Annotated in this window: 27 protein-coding genes; 3 read left to right on the forward strand and 24 right to left on the reverse strand. The window is 41.2% G+C overall.

Annotated elements, in window-relative coordinates; translation table 11 throughout:
• Nucleotides 1–91: 91 nt before the first annotated feature.
• The 7 genes from H7U01_RS04115 to H7U01_RS04145 form a co-directional block, all read right to left on the reverse strand.
• Nucleotides 92–484, reverse strand: a complete 393-nt coding sequence (locus tag H7U01_RS04115) for a single-stranded DNA-binding protein (protein WP_037601494.1) — start codon at nucleotides 482–484, stop codon at nucleotides 92–94.
• Nucleotides 485–712: 228 nt separating this feature from the next.
• A complete protein-coding gene (locus H7U01_RS04120; RefSeq protein ID WP_003095911.1) occupies nucleotides 713–940 on the reverse strand; it encodes a sulfurtransferase TusA family protein in 228 nt (75 codons plus the stop codon).
• Between the two features lie 14 nt (nucleotides 941–954).
• A complete protein-coding gene (locus H7U01_RS04125; protein ID WP_021144677.1) occupies nucleotides 955–1,986 on the reverse strand; it encodes a YeeE/YedE family protein in 1,032 nt (343 codons plus the stop codon).
• Between the two features lie 137 nt (nucleotides 1,987–2,123).
• On the reverse strand, nucleotides 2,124–2,747 hold the full coding sequence (ytpR, locus tag H7U01_RS04130) for a YtpR family tRNA-binding protein (protein ID WP_013991252.1): 624 nt from the start codon (nucleotides 2,745–2,747) through the stop codon (nucleotides 2,124–2,126).
• A gap of 31 nt (nucleotides 2,748–2,778) precedes the next feature.
• Entirely contained in the window at nucleotides 2,779–3,303 is a 525-nt protein-coding gene (locus H7U01_RS04135) for a hypothetical protein (RefSeq protein WP_201041166.1), read from the reverse strand.
• A gap of 3 nt (nucleotides 3,304–3,306) precedes the next feature.
• Nucleotides 3,307–3,621: a thioredoxin family protein gene (locus H7U01_RS04140; protein ID WP_155222516.1), complete on the reverse strand. Its 315-nt coding sequence runs from the start codon at nucleotides 3,619–3,621 to the stop codon at nucleotides 3,307–3,309.
• Nucleotides 3,618–3,902, reverse strand: a complete 285-nt coding sequence (locus tag H7U01_RS04145) for a DUF4651 domain-containing protein (protein WP_155222517.1) — start codon at nucleotides 3,900–3,902, stop codon at nucleotides 3,618–3,620. Before H7U01_RS04145 ends, H7U01_RS04140 begins: the two co-directional genes overlap by 4 nt.
• A 99-nt stretch (nucleotides 3,903–4,001) precedes the next feature.
• On the opposite strand from H7U01_RS04145, the gene pepA reads away from it, so the two are divergent.
• Together pepA and proC are read left to right on the forward strand one after the other, a co-directional pair.
• On the forward strand, nucleotides 4,002–5,069 hold the full coding sequence (pepA, locus tag H7U01_RS04150) for a glutamyl aminopeptidase (protein ID WP_155222518.1): 1,068 nt from the start codon (nucleotides 4,002–4,004) through the stop codon (nucleotides 5,067–5,069).
• Between the two features lie 15 nt (nucleotides 5,070–5,084).
• Nucleotides 5,085–5,855 carry a pyrroline-5-carboxylate reductase gene (proC, locus tag H7U01_RS04155; protein WP_002892025.1) on the forward strand — a complete coding sequence of 257 codons (771 nt, stop codon included), beginning with the start codon at nucleotides 5,085–5,087 and terminating at the stop codon, nucleotides 5,853–5,855.
• 26 nt (nucleotides 5,856–5,881) lie between these two features.
• Here the strand turns inward: proC and H7U01_RS04160 are convergent, their stop codons facing one another.
• The 17 genes from H7U01_RS04160 to pbp1b all read right to left on the reverse strand — a co-directional run bounded on the left by H7U01_RS04160 (nucleotide 5,882) and on the right by pbp1b (nucleotide 24,857).
• On the reverse strand, nucleotides 5,882–6,544 hold the full coding sequence (locus tag H7U01_RS04160; protein ID WP_037598525.1) for a CPBP family intramembrane glutamic endopeptidase: 663 nt from the start codon (nucleotides 6,542–6,544) through the stop codon (nucleotides 5,882–5,884).
• Nucleotides 6,545–6,656: 112 nt separating this feature from the next.
• Nucleotides 6,657–7,100 (reverse strand): hypothetical protein, encoded by a 444-nt coding sequence (locus H7U01_RS04165; RefSeq protein ID WP_002892029.1) that lies wholly within the window; start codon nucleotides 7,098–7,100, stop codon nucleotides 6,657–6,659.
• A gap of 73 nt (nucleotides 7,101–7,173) precedes the next feature.
• A complete protein-coding gene (locus tag H7U01_RS04170; protein ID WP_002892031.1) occupies nucleotides 7,174–7,830 on the reverse strand; it encodes a CPBP family intramembrane glutamic endopeptidase in 657 nt (218 codons plus the stop codon).
• A gap of 11 nt (nucleotides 7,831–7,841) precedes the next feature.
• Nucleotides 7,842–8,039: a helix-turn-helix transcriptional regulator gene (locus H7U01_RS04175; protein WP_037598528.1), complete on the reverse strand. Its 198-nt coding sequence runs from the start codon at nucleotides 8,037–8,039 to the stop codon at nucleotides 7,842–7,844.
• 246 nt (nucleotides 8,040–8,285) lie between these two features.
• The gene (locus tag H7U01_RS04180; RefSeq protein WP_002892033.1) at nucleotides 8,286–9,479 is read right to left on the reverse strand and encodes an acetate kinase; all 1,194 of its coding nucleotides are present in this window, start codon (nucleotides 9,477–9,479) and stop codon (nucleotides 8,286–8,288) included.
• 56 nt (nucleotides 9,480–9,535) lie between these two features.
• On the reverse strand, nucleotides 9,536–10,492 hold the full coding sequence (locus H7U01_RS04185; protein WP_002885753.1) for a class I SAM-dependent methyltransferase: 957 nt from the start codon (nucleotides 10,490–10,492) through the stop codon (nucleotides 9,536–9,538).
• A 44-nt stretch (nucleotides 10,493–10,536) separates the two neighbouring features.
• On the reverse strand, nucleotides 10,537–10,854 hold the full coding sequence (gene comGG, locus H7U01_RS04190) for a competence type IV pilus minor pilin ComGG (RefSeq protein WP_021144683.1): 318 nt from the start codon (nucleotides 10,852–10,854) through the stop codon (nucleotides 10,537–10,539).
• Entirely contained in the window at nucleotides 10,832–11,269 is a 438-nt protein-coding gene (gene comGF / locus H7U01_RS04195; RefSeq protein ID WP_002887014.1) for a competence type IV pilus minor pilin ComGF, read from the reverse strand. Before comGF ends, comGG begins: the two co-directional genes overlap by 23 nt.
• The gene (comGE, locus tag H7U01_RS04200) at nucleotides 11,256–11,486 is read right to left on the reverse strand and encodes a competence type IV pilus minor pilin ComGE (protein WP_014635119.1); all 231 of its coding nucleotides are present in this window, start codon (nucleotides 11,484–11,486) and stop codon (nucleotides 11,256–11,258) included. The genes comGF and comGE overlap by 14 nt, the downstream gene beginning before the upstream one ends.
• A gap of 31 nt (nucleotides 11,487–11,517) precedes the next feature.
• A complete protein-coding gene (gene comGD / locus H7U01_RS04205) occupies nucleotides 11,518–11,946 on the reverse strand; it encodes a competence type IV pilus minor pilin ComGD (protein WP_260312930.1) in 429 nt (142 codons plus the stop codon).
• A complete protein-coding gene (gene comGC, locus H7U01_RS04210) occupies nucleotides 11,906–12,220 on the reverse strand; it encodes a competence type IV pilus major pilin ComGC (RefSeq protein ID WP_037611125.1) in 315 nt (104 codons plus the stop codon). The genes comGD and comGC overlap by 41 nt, the downstream gene beginning before the upstream one ends.
• Before the next feature lie 8 nt (nucleotides 12,221–12,228).
• Complete coding sequence (comGB, locus tag H7U01_RS04215) at nucleotides 12,229–13,329, reverse strand: competence type IV pilus assembly protein ComGB (protein ID WP_155115607.1); 1,101 nt, start codon at nucleotides 13,327–13,329, stop codon at nucleotides 12,229–12,231.
• Nucleotides 13,211–14,152, reverse strand: a complete 942-nt coding sequence (gene comGA, locus H7U01_RS04220; RefSeq protein WP_201041167.1) for a competence type IV pilus ATPase ComGA — start codon at nucleotides 14,150–14,152, stop codon at nucleotides 13,211–13,213. Before comGA ends, comGB begins: the two co-directional genes overlap by 119 nt.
• Before the next feature lie 79 nt (nucleotides 14,153–14,231).
• Nucleotides 14,232–14,594 carry a DUF1033 family protein gene (locus H7U01_RS04225; protein WP_201041168.1) on the reverse strand — a complete coding sequence of 121 codons (363 nt, stop codon included), beginning with the start codon at nucleotides 14,592–14,594 and terminating at the stop codon, nucleotides 14,232–14,234.
• Nucleotides 14,595–14,756: 162 nt separating this feature from the next.
• Nucleotides 14,757–18,395 (reverse strand): DNA-directed RNA polymerase subunit beta', encoded by a 3,639-nt coding sequence (rpoC, locus tag H7U01_RS04230; protein WP_002887020.1) that lies wholly within the window; start codon nucleotides 18,393–18,395, stop codon nucleotides 14,757–14,759.
• A gap of 100 nt (nucleotides 18,396–18,495) precedes the next feature.
• Entirely contained in the window at nucleotides 18,496–22,074 is a 3,579-nt protein-coding gene (gene rpoB, locus H7U01_RS04235) for a DNA-directed RNA polymerase subunit beta (RefSeq protein WP_002892041.1), read from the reverse strand.
• A 359-nt stretch (nucleotides 22,075–22,433) separates the two neighbouring features.
• Nucleotides 22,434–24,857, reverse strand: a complete 2,424-nt coding sequence (gene pbp1b / locus H7U01_RS04240; RefSeq protein WP_070576044.1) for a penicillin-binding protein PBP1B — start codon at nucleotides 24,855–24,857, stop codon at nucleotides 22,434–22,436.
• Nucleotides 24,858–24,958: 101 nt separating this feature from the next.
• Here pbp1b and tyrS point away from each other — a divergent pair, with 101 nt between their 5' ends.
• Nucleotides 24,959–26,215 carry a tyrosine--tRNA ligase gene (gene tyrS, locus H7U01_RS04245; RefSeq protein ID WP_073686092.1) on the forward strand — a complete coding sequence of 419 codons (1,257 nt, stop codon included), beginning with the start codon at nucleotides 24,959–24,961 and terminating at the stop codon, nucleotides 26,213–26,215.
• Nucleotides 26,216–26,276 lie beyond the last annotated feature (61 nt).

The raw sequence follows: 26,276 nt of genomic DNA on the forward strand, positions 1-26,276 counted from the left end.
ATTCTTTAAAACAAGGTATGGAACAAGATAATGATTTTTTAGAGAGGTTGCTTCAAAGATAGGAGACCTAGATAGCTAGTCAAAGGATAAACTAGAAGGGAAGTTCTTCTTCCAAGACGAGGTCAGCCAAGTCATTATCAGGATTATTTTCCCTAACAGCACGCTGAGCACGACTCTCCAGAAGTTGGAAAGAGGAACAAAGCACTTCAGTAACGTAATGGGTTTGACCATCCTTATCGTACTTACGGGTACGAAGCTCCCCATCAAGAGAAATTAAACTCCCCTTGCTAGCATAAGATACTAAGGTCTCAGCCAAACGCCCCCAGACAACCACTGTAATAAAGTCAGCCTCACGCTCACCATTTTGCGTCTTATAGCGACGATTAACCGCAACTGTAACACGTGTAAAAGACCTATCACTAGCAGTTTTTACCATTTCAGGAGTCGCTGTCAAACGTCCAATTAAAATAACTTTGTTATACATTTTTTTACCTCCACCTATCTATTCGTAAGCGGAAGTAAAAAATAGATTATTTTAAATAGCTTTACAGATTCCTTTGAGAGTATCCTTACTAATACTCCAATCTACATAACCAAATTATCCTAATATCCCTAGTAAATAGGAGACTATTACTTTTCTAGTAATACTGCTCTCTCAGATATTTTCATGACAGCAGTTGAATGATAAATTTTCTCTACTCGTTTAACTAACTCAACGTTTTTGAACCACAATTTCCCATGAAGCAGGACCGACTTGTTCAAAGCGCGTCACAGGATAATCATTATCTGCAGCCCAGTTTGGTATACTTTCCGTTGCCTGCGTACAATCGAAAGCTATCAACAGCTCATCACCTGTAGCTAATTCAGCCATTTTTTTCTTCGCATCAATCAATGGGAATGGACATACCAATCCACCCGTTTCAAGTTTTATCAAAGCCATATGATATTCTCCTCTTAATTTTTGTTGGGTTTTACAAAGATAATATAGGAAGCCGTCCAAACACCTAAAATAGTCACTGGTAAAGCAATCCATCCCTTACTAGAAAAAATTGCTGTAGCTGTTAAACCATTACCAATCGTACAGCCACCAGCCCATGAAGCACCGATTCCCATAAAAATACCCCCTAGTGTGCTCTTACCGATGGTTGACAAGTCTGGCAAGCGCCAACGAAACTCTCGAGAACCCTTTGCAGCAAGAAAGGAACCAAGAAAAATCCCCAATACAAGAAAAACACCCCAACCAAGCTGTTTACTATCACCTGTAATAATATAACTAATTAGATGTGCTGAGGGAGTTGTAATCCCTAACCCTCCAACACGACCTGTCAACTGACTAGCAGGCCAAGCAATTAAAGCAACAAGACCTATTAGAAATCCTGCAAAATATTTATGGTAAGTTTTCTCAAAAAGATAGTGTCTCACTCCCTTATATTTTGATGGAAGTGTAGCAATCTGACGTCTGGGCTTACGTAACTCTCGAATGACAATGAAACTTGTTATAGCTACTAAGAAAACAAGAAGATACCAAACCGGAATTCCTAATTGACCAGCTAAATCATCATTAATTACCCATCGCTTAGCTATTAATTGATTCAAAGGAACAAGAAATCCTGATTTCATAGCCGCTGCACTTGTCATATAAAAGAATAGTGCAACCCAACTACCTAGGAGACCTTCACCGGCACGATACCACGTTCCTGTGGCACATCCCCCAGCGAGAACAATTCCAATACCAAATAGATAGGAACCCACAATTGCTCCTAACACGGAAAATTCTTCATAAGGGTTTCCAATAATACCTAATTGAATCAGGGAAAGTACTCCTATACTTTCTACTGTGATTGCAATAAGAAAAGCGTAAAATAATGTATTATTACGTGCAATATACATATCTCGGAAACCACCAGTCAAGCAGAAACGAGTTCGTTGCAAAATGAATCCAAATATCAGACCAATGAGCCCACCAGAAAGAATAGTTGTAAGCATAAGTACCTCCTAAAGTAAATATTGATTACATTTTAAGAAAAATATTATAACTTGCATAATCTTTCTTTTTTATGATTAGCCATAAACTTTCTTTATGACAAACAAAAAAGCGGCTTTCTTACCGCTTCTTGTCCTATTTACCCTTTCCAGTGTTTAGCTGGATCAAAAGCCTCTCCGACTACTGCTGAATCATCAAGTTCAATAATACCACGTTTTTGTGGGGCATTTGGAAGTGCCAACTCACGTGGGGCACACATCATACCATAACTTTCTTCACCACGAAGTTTTCCTGGGAAGATAAGGGCACCGCTAGGCATCATAGCACCAGGAAGGGCTACGATAGTTTTAAGCCCAAGCGCTGCGTTTGGTGCTCCTGCAACGATTTGGACCTTCTTATCACCAATGTTCACTTGGCAGATGTTAAGGTGGTCACTGTCTGGATGTGCAACCATTTCATCAATTTGTCCAACCACAAAGACTGGTCCTTGTGTGTTTTCCAAACGCTCTTCAAAGCCCTCTTTAGCCAATTCCTCGTTCAAAACAGCTACATCTTGGTCTGACAAGAAAACTTGACCGTTACCTTCGATATCAATGAGGCTTGATGCTTCAAAAATATTCCAAGCAAGAGTCTTGCCTGTTTCATCAGCTGTGACACGCGCCACCTTACCTTTACGTTCTACGCTACGTTTGATGTCCTTAGTATCTTCCAAGATAACCAACAAAACGTCGCCAACTTGTTCCTTATTGTATGCAAAAATCATGGGTTCTCCTTCAATAGTTCTTTTATAGATTTTAAAATCGACTGACATGCCAAGAATCGTCATTACTACCATAGCGATAACTAATCTTGTCAATTTTCCAGTCACTCTCTGTTAATTTTATGATAAATTGTTTATGGTACCAAAAGTCATTCCCATAAGAAAATTCGAGAAACATCTTAGCCTTACTCTTCATAATAAACTTAGCTCGACAGGGCTCTAACACAAAATCATAGGTGCCTGGAGAACCAAAAGAAGCTGAAAAACCTCTTTTATAACAGTTATCAGTCAAGTGTTTTTGAGCTAAAGGAGTCAACTTCTCTTTAAATTCATCAAATAACTCCATTTCTCCAGGAATAGTTTGATGTGTAGGAAGATTATTTTCCTTTTTGTAGGTGTTTATTTCTTGGTGTTTTAGGAAGATATCACTTTCAATTTTGGAATGCTCTACTAAAACTTGGCATAATTCTTCGATGATTTTCTCATTTTTTTCTGTCAGATACTTTTCTTTGGTTTCTGAAATATCAAGAGAGATATTAGGAAAGTGATTGATTTTCATCTTTTAAATCTCCGACAAAAAGGCATTGATTTCTTCTTTGGTTTTACGAGCTTTACTGACCAAGCGCCCCAATTCCTGACCTTTCTTAGTCACAACAAAGCTTGGGATACCAAAAATATTCCAAGTTTGTGCCAAAGCCATATAATCATCACGATTAACACGCACAAAGGTCATATCTGGATGGAGGGCTTCGATTTCAGGCATAACGGGATAGATGAACTGGCAGTCTGGACACCAGTCGGCAGTGAAAAAGAAAACCACCTTTTGATCACTATCGACATAGCTTGCCAGTTCTTCAAGATTCTTAGGAATAATCATGCCTGCTCCTCCTCATAGGTCAAGATATCCTCTGCATAAACAAAGCTATAGGCACGTCCATCCTCTAAGACGATACCTCCTGTAAGCCCTGAATTTTCCTTATCAGTGGGATTCGTATAGAGGACTGCGATAGTCCCTAGGTGTGATAATTCTTGTCTAATATCTTGGATTAATGCAGCCTTCTTCATTTCTGCACGTAACTGTCTATACTTCTCTGCCATTGCCAAGAGACCTAAAGCTCCTACGCCTCCAGCAAACAAGGCCAATGTTTTACGTTTCATAAGAAACATTTTACCATAATTTTAGATGAATGGGGAGAGGCTACCTATCTCTTAAGAATCGTGCTAAAATAGTAGCAAGTACTACTCAAGGAGGATTTTATGACTACCCTATTTGACAAGATTAAAGAAGTAACTGAACTCAGTGCCACTTCAGGATTTGAAGCGCCAGTACGCGACTACCTTCGCCAAAATATTACACCACTCGTAGATGAGGTCCAAACAGATGGTCTCGGTGGTATTTTCGGTATCAAACATAGCCAGGCGGAAAATGCCCCTAAGGTGCTCGTGGCTGCCCACATGGACGAAGTTGGGTTTATGATTAAGGAAATCAAGGCAGACGGGACTTTCCGTGTCGTCGAACTTGGCGGTTGGAACCCACTGGTTGTCAGCTCACAACGCTTCACCCTACACACTCGTGATGGCCGTATCTATCCTGTCATCTCAGGTTCGGTGCCACCTCATTTCTTACGTGCCAGCAGCGGAGCTTCAAGTCTTCCTAGTGTTTCTGATATTGTCTTTGATGCTGGTTTTGCCAACCAAGAAGAGGCTAATGCCTACGGCGTTTTCCCAGGCGATGTCATCATTCCTGAATCAGAAACGATTCTCACAGCCAATCAAAAAAATGTGATTTCTAAAGCTTGGGACAACCGTTATGGTGTTCTCATGATTCGTGAACTCTTGGAAAACGTTAAAGATCAAGAACTCAATAATACTCTAATTGCTGGTGCCAACGTTCAAGAAGAAGTTGGTTTACGTGGTGCCCATGTTTCTACCACTAAATTTGATCCTGAAGTTTTCTTTGCCGTGGACTGTTCTCCTGCAGGTGATATCTATGGTAATCAAGGTAAGGTAGGTGATGGTACCCTTATTCGTTTCTTCGACCCAGGTCACATCATGTTGCCAAATATGAAAGATTTCCTTTTAACTACAGCTGAAGAAGCTGGTATCAAATACCAATACTACTGTGCTGCGGGCGGAACAGATGCTGGTGCCGCTCACTTGCAAAATGCTGGTGTCCCATCAACAACTATCGGTGTTTGTGCCCGTTACATTCACTCGCACCAAACCCTTTATGCGATGGATGACTTCCTAGAGGCACAAGCCTTCTTACAAGCGATTGTTAAGAAGTTGGATCGTTCAACAGTAGATTTGATTAAAAACTACTAAGACAAGGAGTAACCCATGATTATTGGTTTTATTGGCGTTGGAAAGATGGCGACAGCCATTATCAACGGCCTAAATACAAGCTCACATCGTATCATTATTTCAGGGTCTTCCTTAGCTCGTTCACGCCAAATTGCAGAGGAACTAGAGGTTGAGGCTGCTGCTTCCCATCAAGAATTGTTGGATAATGCTGACCTGGTCATCCTCGGTATCAAACCTCAAATGTTTGATAAGGTACTAACTGGCCTCAATTTCCATCAACCTATCATGAGTATGGCTGCTGGAGTAACCTTGGAACGCCTCGCTTCACTCACCAGTCCAGACCTTCCTCTCATTCGTATCATGCCTAACCTTAACGCTCAGATTCTCAAGAGCACTACTGGTCTTTGCACCAACGATAAAGTATCTGAGGACCTTTTGGCAGTTGCCAAGGAAATCACAGATAGTTTTGGAACTACTGTTGAATTGGCTGAGAAGGACTTTGATACCTTTACTGCTCTAGCTGGCTCTAGTCCGGCCTACATCGCCCTCTTTATAGAGGCTCTAGCCAAGGCTGGCGTCAAAAATGGCCTAAGTAAGCAAGTTGCTCTGACCATTGCCACACAGACAGTTCTAGCTACTGCTGAAAATCTCAGTCTTGGTAGCGACAGTCCACATAATCTTATTGACAAGGTGTGTAGCCCTGGTGGAACCACTATCGCCGGTCTCATGGACCTTGAGCGTACAGGTCTCACCCATAGTGTGGTTTCAAGTATTGATACAACCATTGCTAAAGCTAAAAAACTATAAGAAAAAAGCTCGGAATCTTCCGAGCTTTATTTGATATATGGTGCTAACAATTGTAGGAGTAACATCATTGAAACCGCAATACTATTGTTAATCATATGAGCCATGATACAGTACTCTAACTTTTGACACTTACGATATGCTATCCCAAGGACAAACCCCATACCTGCATATACAATCCAAACACCGATGCTATTAGGCATATGAGCAAGGCCAAAGAGTAAGCTACTCAAAATCAAGCCAACAATAGAATCTGGATTAAAGACACGTCCCATGAGGATCCCTCGAAAAACCAACTCTTCCACAATCGGTGCCATAATTACTGTCAACGTTATGAGAACAAAGGGATTCATATGGATGTTTTCTATGGTTGCCTGATTGGTGCTGTTACTGACACCTTCCATCATCATGACCATTGCACCAATCCTAGTAACAATGTAAATACCTAGGTAGGTCAAGCCAATCATCCCCCAGGCCTTTAGGGAAGAAAGTGTCTTGAAGCCCTCAAGAAGACCCAAGCGTTTTCCCAAGAAAAGAGCTCCTGCGCTCATAAGAAGCAAGACAAAAATTAAGAGACAGACCAGCCTTATATCTTTGACACCTAAATAGATGGTTGGACCTTGAATAATAATTAGTATTAAGAAAGCTAGTAACAAATAGAGAAAGCGTTTAAGAATTGACCCTTTGTTCATGAGAAGCCACCTCTTTTCATCATTTATTTGTATCTTTATTATAATACAACAAAACTTATTTGACAAGACAAAAAGAGAACGAGAGGTGAATTTTTCAAGATAATATAGGCTCTTATCTTATTTTAGATAGGATGAGACGAATAAGAGAAAATCCCAATACTAAGCCATAGAGCAAGACTGATAAGACTGTAACATATGGCAACTGAATATTGACAAAGGCATATAGAGCAATCAAAGCAAAGACAAGCAAAAACTCTAAAATCAGAGTTGCAACTGCTGTCGCTTGCAAAATCTGTTTATTTCGCTCATCATAGGTAGCAATATACATCTGATGAAGACGTTTCGAATTCCTAAACGCTGCAAAATAATAAATCGACAGGGCATAACTCCCAATGGTAACCCCCACTACTAATCCTAGAGTATAATCACTAAGACTATTAGAGCGAACAATAAATAATCCCAAAATAGCCAAAGAAAGGAAAGAACATGCTACTCGGGCTATGTGTTTTTTATACTCTGATTCTGTTTTTTTCTTTCCTAATGTTTTTAATAACATATCTTGACACTCCCTTCATTATCCTTTAAAAGAGCGATATAAACTTTTTCAATGATAACTTTAAACATTCACCTTAAACAAAAAGGCTGAGTAGTACACTTATACTGTTGTTTAAGATATGGACACCCATACTGTACTCGATATGCTTAGTCTTATAATATGTTACCGCATAACCAGCTGACACAATACCATAGATGACAATTGTCTTAGGCGTAAATGCTGAGTGACCAGCCATAAAGAAAAGACTGGAAATAACAAGACCTGTCTTAAAGTATTTTCCAAAGAGCACCTTGGCTAAGAGTCCCCTAAAAACGATTTCTTCCATAACAGGAATGATAAAACCTACTACTGCAAACTGAAGATAGGTTGGTACGTGAATAAATATCTTTTTTAAAGTATCTTGATGTTCCATAGCCGCATTGTGTGTTAACTGACCAACAAAATACCCTAGAAGATCACCTAGGAAAAAGATGACGAGATTTAGAGAAGCAATCGCAACGAGACGTCTCCAATTAATCTCTTTAAGCGATAAGAGTTTAAATCTATAAGCAATCACGATAAAAATAGCCAAACTCCCTAATGCCCAAACACCGTAACCTATTTGCTCCACAAGTGAAAACTTACCATCCTGAGTAAGTAGCGGGAAAGCACGTGATAGTGTTAAATCTAAGATTAGTAGAGTGAGCGCTAAAAAAATAACACCAATTTTCTTCATTACTTGTTTAAACATATCTTTACTCCTTAATCTTCTTCAAAAATAAAGACTTCTTCAATAGCCTTTCCAAAATACCTAGCAATTTTAAAAGCTAGTTCCAACGACGCATTATAGCGTCCTTTTTCGAGTGAAATGATGGTCTGTCTCGTGACTCCCATCTCATCTGCTAACTCTGCCTGACTAATCTTATTAGCCTTGCGAAGTTCCTGAATCTTTGTTTCCATATGATACCTCAACTCTATCGTTTCTTCTCAACTATTTCGACTCCTACCCCTTTTGTCAAGTTCGCTTTACACTTATAGTATAGTTTGCTTTACATATTTTGTAAAGTTTTTTTACATTTTTTGCGAAATTTTCTTTAGCTTTTTAATGACCATATACAGAAATAGTTGAATGATTTTTTCAAAGCACTCAAAAAAGCTGACCAATTGCTCAGCCAACTTTTCTGGTCTTATCAAATTTTTGATAACTTATTTAGTTTTAAGGCGCTCAACATCACGCGCAATCACCAATTCTTCATCCGTTGGAATAACAAACACTTTAACAGCTGAATCTGCTGTTGTGATGTCGCCAACATGTCCGAAGACATTCTTTTCAGGATCCACTTCAATACCAAACCAAGTGAGACCATTCAAAACTGAAGCGCGAACTTCTGCAGAATTTTCACCGATACCCGCTGTAAAGACGATAGCATCCGCTCCGTTCAAGACACCAAAGTATTGAGCGATGTATTTACGCAAACGATCCACATAAAGATCATAGGCCAAGGCACATTTTTCATCGCCAGCATTCTTACCAGCAATGATATCACGCATATCACTTGATTTTTCAGAAATACCAAGAAGACCTGATTCCTTATTAAAGACGTGACGGATACGCTCAGCATCTGCCATGTCAGTCTCACGGTCGATAACAAATGGAATAATCGCAGGGTCAAGGTCCCCAGTACGTGTTCCCATCATAACGCCACCAAGTGGTGTCAACCCCATTGACGTGTCTACTGATTTACCACCATCAACGGCAGTAATAGAAACACCATTTCCCACATGGGCTGTGATAATCTTAGTTTCTTCAATTGGCTTACCTAACAACTTAGCTGCTTCTTGAGAAACATATTGGTGGCTAGTTCCGTGTGCTCCATACTTACGGACTTGGTAGTCTGTATAGTAACGATTAGGCACTGGATAACGGTAGGCCACTTCCGGCATAGATGTATGGAAGGCTGTATCAAAAACAGCAACACTTGTAATATCTGGGAGGAGCTCCTTAAAGGCACGAATCCCTGAAGCTGCACCTGGATTGTGTAAAGGCGCTAAGGCTGACAATTCTTCAATCTTAGCCAAGGCATCTTCATCCACCAAGCTTGATTCTTTGAAATATTCTCCACCAGCAACCACACGGTGACCAACACCTGTAATTTCATCATAGCTCTTGATAATATCAAAACGAATCAAATCATCAAGCAAGATTTTTACTGCCTGAACATGGTCAGCAATATCTAGAGTTTGCGATTCTGAACGGTCATCAAATTTTACTGTTGAAACAGAATCTTTCAAGCCGATACGTTCAATCAAACCCTTAGCAAGAACAACTTCATCTGGCATCTCATATAGTTGCCATTTCAAGCTTGAGCTTCCTGCATTAATTGCTATTGTTTTTGTCATAAGCCACCTCTTTGTAAAACGCTTTCAATAATATAGTCCTATTCTAACATGTTTTGCTAGAAAATGGAATTATCTGATTTCCATTTTTGGAAATTCTCTGTAAAATCTTTGAGGACCTCTGGGTTTTGCAAATCACTAAGTGGATAAACAAAGGTCTCAGGAGCATTTTCAGTTTGTTTTTTAAGCACAAAGATAGACTTCATGTTATGTTTATTGCCAAAAGCTGCTTCTGGAAGAGTGATAACGGCAATAATATCAGCATATCCTGATAGCCATTTCTTAAGCAAATCACTTTGTGGGCTTGTCAAAAGATTAGTTGGTGCCAAAAGAATAGCAATACCATCTTTCTTCAGGTACTTGAGTGATTGCTCCATGAGAAGGTGATGGGCATAGGTGTGTTCACCGGTTGCTGCAACCTTGAAACGACTCGCAATCTCATCATTTGGGTAATAACCAACAGGTAGATCACTGATAATAACATCACTCTCTTTGAGAATGTGTGGTCGAACAGCATCTTCTTGGATGTAAACTGCACTTGAATTCACCACATCAGCAATGCTAGCTGACAAATCGATAAGGAGATCGTCAACTTCCATTCCCATATAATTAAGGGTTTTCTGACTATTATTTAGAAGAGTTTCAGCCAAGTTTCCTGTCCCCGAACCAATCTCCAAAATATCTAATTGGTCGTCCTTGGTCAAACCTTCAAGTAGGTAAAGAATGATAAATCCAATAGCATCCGGTGTAAATTGGTGATTGGCTTGTAAGGCTTCCAATTGCCCTAGTTTAATAAACAAGAACTGAAAAGCACGACGCCACTCCTCTTTACTTAGATCAAGGGCACGTAATTTCTCGTTGTTTTTGATGATGACTTCATTAGCTACCTCAGCCCCCAAATAATAGGAATTTTGCTCAATAAGCGCATCGTAAGCATGGGTTCCAAGATCATTTTCAATGGTTTGGACATTTTCTAACAACAGCTCAAAGGCTGTCTCAATTGCTTCAAAATTCATGGTTTCCTCCGTCCTTCTATCATATCAAAAAGGAAAGAGAATTTCTATTTCTGCTCCTGCTTCTTCACATAACGATAGGTCTTGATTTGACCTTTACTGGCAACTCTAACAATCACTTGTTTGTCCTTAACCTCATAAGTCGTAGTTCCCTGAGAGAAACTAAAAGCACCTGCTTCCTTGTCCGCCAAGTCCATGGTCATCTCTGCCATGAGACGACTCTGACTGGAGATCATTTGCGCTTGGTTCTGTCTAGAGCTAGCAACCACCCGCTCCAGATAAACATGAAGAAGGAGTGTGAAAATGCCAGCCATAAAAAGAGCGTAGAGAAGAACGCCTCCCCTAACCTGTTTTTTCAAAAGCATAAACAAAACTCCTTTGTAGCCCATTTTTAAGAGTCACTTGGATGGTGACTATCTGGTTATTTTGGCTAATTGTACTAGCTTTTACATTGAAAAGCATTGGTTGATAGCCTCGACCATCAGCATTTGTTTTTCGAAAATCAGTAGCACTTGAAAGTCCAAAAGCCAGGTCTTGATTATCCTGCTTGACATAGAGTTTGTTCCCCTCTACCTTTACCAACTGACAACCTTCTAATTCTGCCTCCATTTGTTGAACGAATAGAAGCCAGTCTTGGCTTTCTTGTTGCTTGACCTGCTTAACATTGCTCACCAATACTGTAGTCAGACCTTGATAAACTTGAACTGAACCAGCAATCACCAACAAGGCCACTAGACATTCCAAGAGGGTAAAGGCGCGAACCTTACTATTGAGAGACATGAATAATCTCCTTTCCTGATTCATAAACCTCGATACCTTGCTGGCTACGTTTTACTGTCACTGTGATACCATTTAAAGTCAACTGATCCTGTTTGGTCTGAACTGCCATGGTTGCCACACTCAAAACCTCCTGTTGGTGGAGATTCCTAGCCATTAGCCTACGATTGGTATTGATCTGATCCAAGATAAGACCACTGACGAGTACTAAGACAGCCATTGCTACCAAGCTTTCGATAAGAATATAGCCTCTAAGAGACCGTCTTTTTATATTTACCGCTGCCCATGTTAAGCTGATAGGTCACCACCTCCTTATCACTTGAAAAACGAATCTTTGTGAGGCTAGAGTTGCCTCCTTTGGCATCAAACACTAGCGTCTGCCCCTTATCCAGATGTATATTTTTAGGAATCACCAGACTTGATTTTCCGTTACTGATTTTATCCTTGGACAACTGCAATTCAACATTGGACCCTTCCGCCGCTGCCAAGCGCTGACTATCTCGGTATAGGTACTCAAAGCGCAGATAAAAAAGATTAGTCTCAACCTGCTGAAAAATACCTGTGACTGAGCCTGATAAACTCATAGTGAGAAAGGCAACCACTGCTAGAGTCACCAGACTCTCCAACAAGGTAAAGGCTCTAATTGGCCACTGAGCGGCTTTCGCCACCATGTTTCGCATAGTAATCATTGTATGAATCTGCCTGTTTTTGCGTGATTTGACCTTCTGAAACAAGAGCGGCTAAGCTAGCTGTCTTGTTATTCTTCATTTCATAAAGTTCTGCTTGAGAATCCACGACCTTGACCACAGCCGCATTTCCAGTCTCTTTAACAGAATCCTTCTGCTTGCTCAAGTTAGGTACAAAGAGCAAAAGGAGAATACTGATAATGAGAAGCACGACCAGCATTTCAATCAGCGTAAAAGCACGTAATTTAACGGCATTCAATTTTTTCAACATCATTTTCATGACATCATTCCTTCCATATTTTGATACATTGGTAATAGCATGGCTGCATAGATCATTACAATCACGACAGCAACAATAACAAAAATGAGGGGTTGCACAAAGGTTGTTGCCTTATTAAGACGGTTAAAGAAAGCCTGCCAAACCTCTTCAGCATAGACTTCTAACTCATAGCCCAACCTAGCATTAGCCTCTCCATAAGCAATAATTAAGGATAGTTCCTTAGTGAAGAAAGGGTGACTAGCAATACGGTCAGGAAAACTCTGTCCTAGCATCAAGCCCTCTTCTAAATCAGCCCCCAGCTCACGAAATAGCTTGGACTTTTGCTCTTGCATAAGAGAAACCAAGTCTAACAGGTCAATGCCTTGTCCTAAGAGGTTTCCCCATTCCCTAGCATAATAGGCGGTCGTATATAGCCTGACAGTTTGGCCTATGAAAGGGATTTTTGCCATTCGTCGATAAAAGACAAGGGCTGGCTGGTGTTTGACCCATAGATAAAGAATTAAGCTTAATACAAGAAGTCCACACAAACTCACAAAGAAGAGCTGAGGAAAGATTTGAACCAACTGTACAGCCCAATTATCCTTACCATCACCCTCTAACAGTTGCGGTAAAAGATAATTTTTAAGTCCTAACATAATCAGAATCAGGAAACCCAGGAGTAGGATAGGGTAGGTCGCTACCTCCATGAGTTTCTTACGAACCTTGGTCATACGAAGCATGTAGGTTTCAATCTTGGTTAAACTCCCTAGAAGATTACCGTGCTTATCAGCAAGGGCAATCTGAGTAACAATATTGTCCGAAAAACCCACTGACGCAAACATCTGGTCTAGCCTGTCGCCTCGCATTAAGCTTGCTTTCATAAGAGATAATGACGATTCTTTCAACAAGTGACTTCGCTCCAAAAAGGCTACGATTTCAGTTAAAGTAAACCCTGCCTTTAGAAGTTGTTTGAAAAGCTGGATAACCTTGACTTGCTGATTAATCTTTAATTTTTTCCCCTTGGATATCCCCTTCAGTGAGATATCCTTGTTGAACCAAGCCTTCCAACTGTTGGTTCCAGCTGGTTGACGAATGGCTTTGGAAATTTTCACTGGCAAAATCAATCACACCTCCTCCCTTAATCAAACGCATATAGGCAATCCCTTGAAGAGCATTATCCAACTCAGACTTATCTACACCGAGGTCCAGAAGACGCTCATAAACACCTGCCACACTCTTTGCGTGAATAGTTGAAAGAACAGTCACTCCCGTCAGACTAGCTCTAATAACCGCTCGAGCAGTCTCCTTATCTCGAATCTCTCCAATAATCAAAACATCCGGGCGGTGACGTAATGATAGCTTAATCAAATTATCATAGGTCATGTCAATTGCTTGATTCACCTGGAGTTGCAAAACATTATCCTGTTTAATTTCCACAGGGTCCTCAATCGAAATCACCTGCTGCCCCTTAAAACGCTCCTGAACCAACTCATGCATAAGCGTAGTCTTTCCAGAACCAACGGGACCTGCAAAGAGATATAAGCCACGATAATCCAAAGCATCCATAATAGGCTGGATTCCTTGATTCCAGTACACTAATTCTCGACGTTCGGAATGTAGAACACGAATAACTAAACTTTCTAAGCCGCGATAATCCCCAACGGTAGACAAACGCAGAGAAACCCTTTGACCATCACCACAATCATAGTCACAAGAACCTAGTTGACTCCTACGCTTCTCACCCACCATCATTCCCGCCACAAATTTAAAGTGACCAATAAGACTAGCCATGAAATCAGGCCGATATACATCAATTAATCTCCTCTCCTGGCCAACTCGCATATAGAGCTCGTAAGTATCCTGACGTGGAATGACATAGATGTCTTGAGCCCCACAACTATCAGCATTTTTGATCATTTCCTTAGCAAATTCTGTTACCATAAGGACCTCCTCATAGTCCTATTCGTAAAAAGTTTAAGAAAATGAAAAAAAGCTCGAAAATTTCGAGCTTCTGCATTATTTAACGTTTAATTTTACAGTGGGCATGACTTGGAAGGTCATTTCGCTTTTCATATCCCGGACGGTATTTTTCCTCAGGAATTTCCTGCCAATCATCCAAAAGAGCAATCGATTGATAGACCTGCAGGTATTCGTCACACTCCTCACACCAGTGCTTATCCTCTTGATCCCAAAAAGCAGTCATGACACTACTACGGCTGATATAACTTGGAAAGGTTTCCTCCATCGCAAACCAAAGTTTTTTATAGTACTTGAGGGCATCGTAAAAATCTTCAAATTCCTTAGTACTGATGATATCCTCTTGCCAGCCTTCTAGGAACCACCACGGTTCCAAATCCCCTTTCATTTCAACTACTTGGTACATTTTTCTTTCTCACTTCATCTTTGGTGTTCTTATTATACAAAATTTTCTGGAAAAGATAAAAAAAATGGTCTTATATTTTATATTTATCAAAAATAGAAGAGATTCTAGTCATATAAATACGAAAAGAACCCACAATTCATTGTGAGTTCTTTTGCTTTCATTTTAGTCTTCAGATGATTCCACAATTGCTTCATCAACAGCAATGTTTTCAATAACTTCAACTTCGTTAACTGAAAGTGGTTCAATGTTACGGTAACGAGCCATACCTGTACCAGCAGGGATAGTCTTACCAATGATAACATTTTCTTTAAGACCAAGGAGATGGTCTTTCTTACCACGGATAGCTGCATCTGTAAGCACACGTGTTGTTTCTTGGAAGGAAGCCGCTGACAAGAATGAATTTGTTTCAAGTGAGGCTTTAGTAATACCAAGAAGGACTGGACGAGATGTTGCAGGAACACCACCAGAGATAACAATATCCTTGTTAGCATCTGTGAAGTCAGAAATGTCCATAAGTGTACCTGGAAGGAGATCTGTATCACCTGGATCCATAACACGTACTTTACGAAGCATTTGACGAACCATTACTTCGACGTGTTTGTCACCGATTTCTACCCCTTGGCTACGGTAAACTTTTTGTACTTCTGCAAGAAGATAAGTTTCAACTGACAAGGTATCACGTACTTCAAGGAGACGTTTAGGTTGGATTGACCCTTCTGTCAAGGCCGCACCACGGTGTACTTCGTCACCAACTTCAACTTTCATACGAGCTGTAAATGGAACAACGTATTCACCCATTCCAGTCTTACCTTGAACGAAGACTTTCTTAGTACGTGTTGCAGCATCTTCTTCGATTTCAATAACAGTACCCTTAACTTCAGTGATAACCGCTTCCCCTTTAGGGTTACGTGCTTCAAAGATTTCCTGGATACGTGGAAGACCCTGTGTGATATCGGTGTTTGAGGCTACCCCACCGGTGTGGAAGGTACGCATAGTAAGCTGTGTACCAGGTTCCCCGATAGATTGAGCGGCGATAGTACCAACTGCTTCACCAACTTCAACCGCATCACCTGTTGCCAAGTTGATACCGTAACAGTGACGGCAGACACCGTGACGTGTGTTACATGTAAAGACTGAACGGATAGTTACTTCTTCAACACCAGCATTGACAATAGCAGCAGCCATGTCTTCAGTAATCAAAGTATCTGGACCTACGATTACTTCACCTGTTGTAGGATTCTTAACTGATTTCTTAGTGTAACGACCTTGAAGACGTTCTTCAAGTGTTTCCGTCACTTCTTTACCATCAGTAATCGCACGGATAAGAAGACCTCGGTCTGTTCCACAGTCATCTTCACGAATGATAACATCTTGGGCAACGTCAACCAAACGACGAGTAAGGTAACCTGAGTCGGCTGTCTTAAGGGCCGTATCGGTCATACCTTTACGCGCACCGTGAGTAGAGAAGAACATTTCCAAAACGCTCAAACCTTCACGGAAGTTTGAAAGGATAGGCAATTCCATGATACGTCCGTTAGGCGCGGCCATCAAACCACGCATACCGGCAAGTTGAGAGAAGTTAGAGATGTTACCACGAGCTCCTGAGTCCATCATCATAACGATTGGGTTCTTAGGATCTTGTGTCTCAATCAGACGTTTTTCAAGTGCTTCTTTCGCTTCACGCCATGTTGTTGTAACAGCAACATAACGGTCATCATCTGTCATCAAACCACGACGGAAGGCCTTGTTAATTTCTTCAACACGATGGTGAGCAGCATCGATAATTTCTTGTTTGTTATCGATAACTGGGATATCGGCGATACCCACTGTCAAACCAGCAAGTGTTGAGTGGTAGTAACCAAGGTCTTTCAAACGGTCAAGGAAGGCTGATGTTTCAGTCGTACGAAGACGTTTGAAGGTTTCAGCGATGATGTTACCAAGATTTTTCTTCTTGAATGGCGCATTAATTTCCAAACTATCAATAACTGTTTGGATATCTTGACCTGGTTCAAGGAAGTACTTATCTGGTGTACTATCTGTCAAGTTCTCATTTGTTGTTTCTTGAAGATATGGAATTTCTGCTGGAATGATTGAGTTAAAGAGAATCTTACCAACAGTTGTAACCAAAATCTTGTGAAGTTGGTTTTCTTTCCAAGGTTTATCAGGCATGCTGTCTACTGCGATACCGACACGGCTATGCAAGTGAACATAACCATTACGATAAGCCATAACTGCCTCATCAATATCCTTGAAGACCATACCTTCACCCTCACGGCCTTCTTCTTCCATAGTCAAGTAGTAGTTACCAAGAACCATATCCTGAGATGGTGTTACGACCGGTTTACCGTCTTTAGGGTTAAGGATGTGTTCAGCCGCAAGAAGGAGCAAACGTGCTTCAGCTTGAGCTTCTTCAGACAATGGAACGTGGATGGCCATTTGGTCACCGTCAAAGTCGGCATTGTAGGCCTCACATACCAATGGGTGAAGACGAAGGGCCTTACCATCAATCAAGACAGGTTCGAAGGCCTGGATACCCAAACGGTGGAGGGTAGGTGCGCGGTTAAGAAGTACTGGGTGTTCCTTGATAACATCTTCAAGAATATCCCAAATACGTTCGTCACCACGTTCAACCATACGTTTAGCGGCTTTCACGTTACCTGCGTATTCACGCGCAACGATTTCACGCATCACAAATGGTTTGAAAAGTTCGATGGCCATCAAACGTGGCACACCACATTGGTACATTTTAAGTGTTGGACCAACGGCGATAACGGAACGTCCAGAGAAGTCAACACGTTTACCAAGCAAGTTTTGGCGGAAACGACCTTGTTTACCTTTAAGCATGTGGCTCAAAGATTTAAGTGGACGACTACCTGGTCCAGTGATTGGACGACCACGACGTCCATTATCGATAAGGGCATCTACCGCTTCTTGCAACATACGTTTTTCGTTTTGCACGATGATACCTGGGGCATTCAATTCAAGCAAACGAGCCAAACGATTGTTACGGTTGATAACACGACGATAAAGATCGTTCAAGTCAGATGCCGCAAAACGTCCACCATCCAATTGAACCATTGGACGAAGGTCCGGTGGCAATACTGGCAAGATGTTAAGCACCATCCATTCTGGTTTGTTACCAGACTTGTAGAAGGCATCAAGAACGTCCAAACGACGAACAGCTTTAACACGTTTTTGACCAGTTGCTGTTTTCAACTCTTCTTTGAGTTCAGCAATTTCAGCTTCCAAATCTACTTGTTTCAAGAGATCTTGGATAGCTTCGGCACCCATTTTAGCGACAAATGAACCATGTCCATACTCTTGCAATTTTTCACGATATTCACGTTCTGTCAAGAGAGATTTTGGTTCAAGTGGTGTTTCCTTTGGATCAATAACCACGTAAGCTGCGAAGTAAATAACTTCTTCAAGCGCACGAGGACTCATGTCCAAAGTCAATCCCATACGAGAAGGGATTCCCTTGAAGTACCAGATGTGTGATACTGGTGCTTTCAACTCGATGTGACCCATACGTTCACGACGAACCTTAGCACGTGTTACTTCAACACCACAGCGGTCACAAACGATACCTTTATAACGGATACGTTTGTATTTTCCACACGCACATTCCCAGTCTTTGGTAGGACCAAAGATCACTTCGTCGAAGAGACCTTCGCGTTCTGGTTTGAGCGTACGGTAGTTGATTGTTTCAGGTTTCTTAACTTCACCATAAGACCATGAACGGACCTTAGTTGGTGAAGCTAGTGTGATTTGCATACTTTTAAATCGATTTACGTCAACCACTAGTATTACCTTTCTTTTGTTCTATTGACAATAGCAGCGCTATTCTCACCTTTATCAGCTACCTTAGCAGAGAGAGTGAACTCCCTCTCTAAAGCTTATTTTATTCTGTTTTATCTGAAGCTTCTTTAGCTTTTTCTAATTCAGCAGCTTCTTTGGCTTGTTGTACACGTGCTTTTTCAAGATCATCAACGTGCATGACATCATCGTCTTCACCTTCATCAAGATCACGTAATTCAACTTCGTAGTCATCCTCATCAAGGACACGCATATCAAGACCAAGTGATTGCAATTCTTTAACAAGTACTCGGAATGATTCTGGTACACCTGGTTTTGGAATTGGTTTACCTTTAGTGATAGCTTCATAGGCTTTCAAACGTCCGTTAACGTCATCTGACTTGTAAGTCAAGATTTCTTGAAGGATATTTGATGCACCATAAGCTTCAAGGGCCCAAACCTCCATCTCACCGAAACGTTGTCCACCAAATTGTGCTTTACCACCAAGAGGTTGTTGGGTAACAAGTGAGTAAGGACCTACTGAACGAGCGTGAAGTTTATCATCAACCATATGGTGAAGTTTGATCATGTACATGACACCAACTGACACACGGTTATCAAATGGTTCACCTGTACGTCCATCGTAAAGGATTGTCTTAGCATCACTATCCATACCTGCTTCACGAACAGTATCCCAGAGGTCTTCTGAGCTTGCTCCATCAAAGACTGGTGTTGCGATGTGGATACCCAAGTTACGTGCAGCCATACCAAGGTGAAGTTCCATAACCTGACCGATGTTCATACGTGATGGCACCCCAAGTGGGTTCAACATGATATCAACTGGTGTACCGTCTGGAAGGTAAGGCATGTCTTCAACCGGAACAATACGAGAAACAACCCCTTTGTTACCGTGACGACCGGCCATCTTATCTCCGACCTTGATCTTACGTTTTTGAGCGATATAAACACGAACAAGCATGTTAACACCTGATTGCAATTCATCACCGTTTGCACGTGTAAAGATTTTAACATCGCGAACGACACCATCACCACCGTGAGGTACACGGAGTGACGTATCACGTACTTCACGAGATTTATCACCAAAGATAGCGTGGAGAAGACGTTCTTCAGCAGAAAGGTCTTTTTCACCCTTAGGTGTTACCTTACCAACAAGAATGTCACCTTCTTTAACCTCAGCACCGATACGGATAATACCCATTTCGTCAAGGTCTTTGAGGGCTTCTTCACCAACGTTTGGCAATTCACGTGTGATTTCTTCAGGCCCAAGCTTTGTATCACGTGTTTCTGATTCGAATTCTTCCAAGTGAACAGATGTATAAACGTCATCTTTCACAAGACGCTCACTCATGATAACGGCATCCTCGAAGTTGTAACCTTCCCATGTCATGTATGCGACGATAGGGTTTTGACCGAGGGCCATTTCTCCACCTTCCATAGATGGACCATCAGCGATAAAGTCACCTTTTTCAACAATATCGCCAACCTTAACCAAAGTACGTTGGTTATAGGCAGTACCTGAGTTTGAACGACGGAATTTTTGAATAGTATAAACATCAAGAGAACCATCTTCACGACGAACTTCAACTTTATCAGCATCAGAGTAGACAACTTTACCGTCGTGTTGGGCGATAACCGCAGCTCCTGAATCGTGGGCAGCTTGATATTCCATACCAGTACCAACATAAGGTGCTTTAGGATCAATCAAAGGCACAGCCTGACGTTGCATGTTGGCACCCATGAGGGCACGGTTAGAGTCATCGTTTTCCAAGAAAGGAATACATGCTGTCGCAACGGCAACTACCTGTTTAGGAGAAACATCCACGAAATCTACAAGGTGTGATGGGTACTCTTGGTTATTACCTTGGTGACGACCCATAACAATTTCTTCTGCAAATGTTCCATCTTCGTTCAATTTAGAGTTAGCCTGAGCAACTGTGTACTCATCTTCTTCATCAGCAGTCAACCAAACCACTTCGTTGGTTACTTTACCAGTTGCACGGTCAACCTTACGATATGGTGTTTGAATGAAACCGTACTTGTTAAGGTGTCCATATGAAGACAAGTTATTGATCAAACCGATGTTAGGTCCTTCAGGTGTTTCAATTGGACACATACGACCGTAGTGCGTGTAGTGCACGTCACGAACTTCATATCCGGCACGGTCACGTGTCAAACCACCAGGTCCCAAGGCTGACAAACGACGTTTGTGTGACAACTCTGACAATGGGTTGTGTTGGTCCATGAACTGTGACAACTGTGAAGAACCGAAGAATTCTTTAACAGCAGCAGTTACAGGGCGAATATTGATGATTTGTTGTGGTGTCAAGACTTCGTTATCTTGAACTGACATACGCTCACGTACGTTACGTTCCATACGAGCCAAACCAATACGGAATTGGTTAGCAAGCAATTCACCAACCGCACGGATACGACGGTTACCAAGGTGGTCGATATCGTCTACTTTACCGATACCTTCAGCAAGGTTGAGGAAGTAGCTCATTTCAGCCAAGATATCCGCTGTTGTTAAAGCACGAACTTTATCATCTGGGTTGGCATTACCAACAATTGTAACCACACGATCTGGATCATTTGGTGCTACAACCTTGAATTTTTGAAGAACAACAGGTTCTGTAACCACCGCATAATCGTTTGGTGTGTATACAAATTTGTTCAAATCACCATCCAAGTATTCTGCGATTGAATCAATCACATCACGTGTCATTTCAGTACCAGCTTCAACAAGGATTTCACCTGTTTCAGGATCTACCAAGTTTTCAGCAATTGTTTGTCCCAAAAGACGTGTCTTGATGTTAAGTTTTTTATTGACTTTGTAACGACCAACAGCAGCCAAGTCATAACGACGTGGATCAAAGAAACGAGCTACAAGCAAGCTACGTGAGCTGTCGGCAGTTTTTGGTTCACCTGGACGAAGACGTTCATAAATTTCTTTAAGCGCTTCATCAGTACGTGAATCTGCTGGGTTTTTGTGGATATCTTTTTCAATGGTATTACGAACCAACTCGCTATCTCCAAAGATATCAACAATTTCATCATCACCTGAGAATCCAAGCGCACGCACAAGCGTTGTGAATGGAATCTTACGTGTACGGTCGATACGAGTGTAGGCAATGTCTTTTGAATCTGTTTCAAGCTCAAGCCATGCCCCACGGTTAGGGATAACTGTTGATCCATAACCCACTTTACCGTTTTTATCAACCTTATCGTTAAAGTAAACACCAGGTGAGCGCACCAACTGAGAAACGATAATACGTTCACCACCATTGATGATGAAAGTACCCATCTCAGTCATAATAGGGAAATCTCCGAAGAAGACTTCCTGAGTTTTGATTTCACCAGTTTCTTTGTTAATAAGACGGAAAGTCACAAAGATAGGTGCTGAGTATGATGCATCGTGGATACGAGCTTCTTCAAGTGTATACTTAGGCTCTTTCAATTCGTAACCAACGAATTCCAATTCCATAGTGTCTGTGAAGTTTGAGATAGGAAGTACATCCTCAAAAACCTCTTTAAGACCAGTATCCAAGAATTCTTTGAATGAATCCGTTTGGATTTCAATCAAGTTTGGTAAATCAAGAACTTCTTTGATTCTTGAAAAACTACGACGGGTACGATGTTTCCCGTATTGAACGTCATGTCCTGCCAAGTCTTCTACTCCTTTTCTACATTCGAGACCTGCTTTGCAAGTCGTGCACTTTAAATATTTGTCTTCTGCCTTGTTCAGTTGCTTGTCCCATTAACAAGTGATTAAACACTAACCTCCACTTACCTGATTAAGGATAAGCAAAAAACTTAGTCTTTGAATTTTTAGAACCTTTAAATATGCGTTACAACACTTGAAAATCCTAAAAATAAGCACAAAAATAGCAGCTAAATCTGACCGAAAAAACGTTGATTTAACTGCTGTATCTCTTGATTGGACAATATTTCAACCAAGTAAGACGACAAATAGTTGCCTATATTATACCTAATTTTTTGCTTTTTTGCAAGTTTTCTTGGCAATTCCTAATGCCCTCCAAGAATGCTAGACCAGGCTTTTTGATAGTCACTGTCAGTTCCACCAATAGCAAATTTGTAGGTTGTATCTCCAGGCCCATTTTTAGCCCAATAAGTATCAACCATTTCACCACTTACAGAAACATTACGACCATTGACAGACACTGTTGCTGGTTTAAGGCCTGTTGATTTGAGCACACTTGCCTTAATAGCACTTGAATCGATATTAAACTTATCTCCCGTTTTAAAAATACCTGGATTGGCATTGTAGATGGCGGAAGTTAAACGAGCCATATATTGCGCATTGTAGGTGTAACCCGTTTTAGAATTGGTTGGTGTATTATTGTCATAACCAGCCCAACCACCAAGAGTAATACCAGGCGTTGAGACGATCAACCAAGCATCCGCAAAGTTATCTGTCGTTCCTGTTTTACCCATCCAGTCAGCTGAGGCTGCTGCACCATTGACATTTTTCAATTCAGAATGAAATTGAGTTGTCGCTCCCTTAACCACAACTTCCTTGAGCAGGTTATCCATGATGCTAGCCGTAGCTCTTGAAAAGACTTGAACCCCTTCAGATTTATGCTGATAGATAACTTCGCCAGTACGGTCAGTAATACTATCAATCATATGACCCTTCTCATAGACGCCACCATTTGAAAGCATCTGATAGGCATTTACTTGCTGGGCAACCGTGGTTTCAATTCCCCCGCCAAGAGGTAAACTCTCGATATTGTAGTTAGCAATCTTATAGCCCATCTTGGTCATGTAACCCTCAACATCAACATCATGACGTTGAAGCATTTGATAAGTCCAAAAGGCTGGAATGTTCCACGAGGTATTGAGTGCCTCTTGTAGGTTCATCATAGCTGTACCCTTATCACCATCATGGAGAATAGGCGTTCCACCCGTAAAATTAGTTGGGTAGTTAGAAAGGATACTTGAGCTACCCATCAAACCTTGATCAATAGCAATTCCATAAGCAATAATAGGCTTAATAGATGAGCCTGGGGAGCGTGCCGTATCAAAGGCATGGTTATTTTGATTATTTTCGTAACTACGACCACCAACAAATCCTAGAATTGCTCCAGTCGCATTATCCATGAGCACATTTCCGACTTCAACTCCACTATTTCCACCTTGGTCGAGGAGGCCACCATATTGACTCGCAGCATCTTGCATCGCATTATAAACTGCATTATCAATAGTTGTCTTAACGCTGTAGCCACCGGTTTGTAGCTCTTGTAGAGCCCTCTCACGATAGCTTTCCTTGGTCTTATCATTTTTCAACTCTTGACTCGATACCTTGTCACGTTTAACGAGATAATCATACATGACATCCTGAGCCTCAGACATGACAGAATAGTACAAATAGTCATGACTTACGGCATCAGACTTCTCACCAGTCTTGAAATCTTTAGTGATATCATAATCCTTATAGCTTTCATACTGCGACTTATCTAGATAGCCACCGCGATAAAGATTGTAGAGTACATCTTGCTGACGTGCTAAGCCATAAGAAAGATCCTCTGCATTTTTTAATTGACCGTCAGCTGTATAAGGTGAGTAGACAATTGGGCTCTGTGGCAAACCTGCCAGATAGGCCGCCTGAGGAACTGTCAAATCTGCTGCAGATACCCCAAAGATACCTTGAGCAGCCTCCTCAATACCAGCAATATTTTTCCCCTTGTTGTTACGCCCAAAAGGAGAAACATTCAGATAATCGGTTAAAATTTCATTTTTAGAAGCGCGACGCTCCAATTGTAAGGCATAGATAATCTCTGCCGCCTTACGTTTAAAGGTTGGCGCATCGCCTGTTACCTGTTGCTTGATTAACTGCTGCGTTAGCGTCGAACCACCACTTGAAGAGCCAACCCCCAAAACTGATGACACCAAAGCCCTAAAAACTGCCTTTGGTACAACACCCTTATGCTTTTTAAAATTTTCATCCTCAGTCGCAATGATGGCATTTTTGACATTGTTAGAAATCGCATCACTTTCAATAGGTGTTCTCAGCAAGTCAGTATCAATATCCGCAATCTTCTTGGAATCGGAATAGCTCATCGAAGATACCAAACTAACCTCACTAATCTGATTCAACAAGGTTTTGTCCTTAATCGACGGAACAGACTCAATTTGACTCCCCAGATAACCCAAACCAATTCCTGCACCGAATAAGGTGAGAACGATAATAACCACATAAAAGAAATCAGACAAGAGCTTTAAGGTTTTTAAGAAAACATCACCCATGTCTAAGAGTGTCATCCCATCCTCAGGCGACTTCCGTGCTTGCTTACGATTCCACTTAGATCCAGTCGTAGCTTTCCTTTCTTTAAAAGATTTATCTCCTCTTTTAGACCTAGAACCAGCAAACTTTGTACGAATAGTCTGCCCTAGTCGCCTAAAATAATTTATTATTTTTTCAAAATTCATAGAAATACCTCAAAGCCTATTATAACAAACTTTGACAAAGCTTGCATAGGCCTACTTTCTTTTGGTATAATGGTGCAGAATATACTTTACTGGAGAATATCATGACAATTTTTGAAGAACTAAAAGCACGTGGCTTGATTTTTCAAACCACAGATGAAGAAGCCCTTGTAAAAGCCTTTGAAGAGGGACCAGTCTCATACTACACTGGTTATGACCCAACAGCAGACAGTCTCCACCTTGGACACCTTGTCGCTATCCTTACAAGTCGCCGACTTCAATTGGCTGGACACAAACCTTACGCCCTCGTTGGTGGTGCAACAGGTTTGATTGGTGACCCATCATTTAAAGATGCTGAACGTAGCCTGCAAACCAAAGAAACTGTTGAAGGTTGGGTTGAAAAAATCCAAGGACAACTCTCTCGTTTCCTTGATTTTGAAAATGGTGACAACAAGGCCGTTATGGTCAACAACTATGACTGGTTTGGTTCAGTCAGCTTCATTGATTTCTTGCGTGACGTAGGTAAATACTTCACAGTTAACTACATGATGAGTAAGGAATCTGTTAAGAAACGTATCGAAACAGGTATCTCTTACACTGAGTTTGCCTACCAAATCATGCAAGGTTACGATTTCTATGAACTCAACGATAAGTACGGCGTAACCCTCCAAATTGGTGGTTCTGACCAATGGGGTAACATGACAGCAGGTACTGAGCTCTTGCGTCGTAAAGCAGACAAATCTGGACATGTTATCACTGTACCACTTATCACAGATTCAACTGGTAAAAAATTCGGTAAATCAGAAGGTAACGCTGTCTGGCTTGATGCTACTAAAACAACACCTTACGAAATGTACCAATTCTGGCTCAACGTTATGGATGATGACGCCGTTCGCTTCTTGAAGATTTTCACTTTCTTGTCACTTGAAGAAATCGAAGAGATCGGTAAAGAATTTGACCAAGCTCGTCACCAACGTTTGGCACAAAAGGTTTTGGCTCGTGAAGTTGTGACCTTGGTTCACGGTAAAGAAGCTTACGAACAAGCTGTTCACATCACTGAACAACTCTTCGCTGGTAACCTTAAAGCTCTCTCAGCACGCGACCTTAAAGTTGCCCTCAACGGTGTCCCAACATATGAAATTTCAGCAGATGAAAATCTGAACATCGTTGAACTTCTCGTCAATGCAAAAATTTCACCATCTAAACGTCAAGCACGTGAAGATGTCCAAAACGGCGCTATCTACATCAACGGTGAACGTGTACAAGACTTGGATTACACTCTCTCAGACACAGATAAAATTGATAATGAAATTACTGTTGTCCGTCGTGGTAAGAAGAAAAACTTTGTCTTGACTTACTAATTTATAGCTATTCTCACTCCGTAATGGAGTGAGTTTTTTTGTTGCACTATATTTTACAATT

Source organism: Streptococcus sp. 21.1 (assembly GCF_016648635.1).
Lineage (GTDB): Bacteria > Bacillota > Bacilli > Lactobacillales > Streptococcaceae > Streptococcus.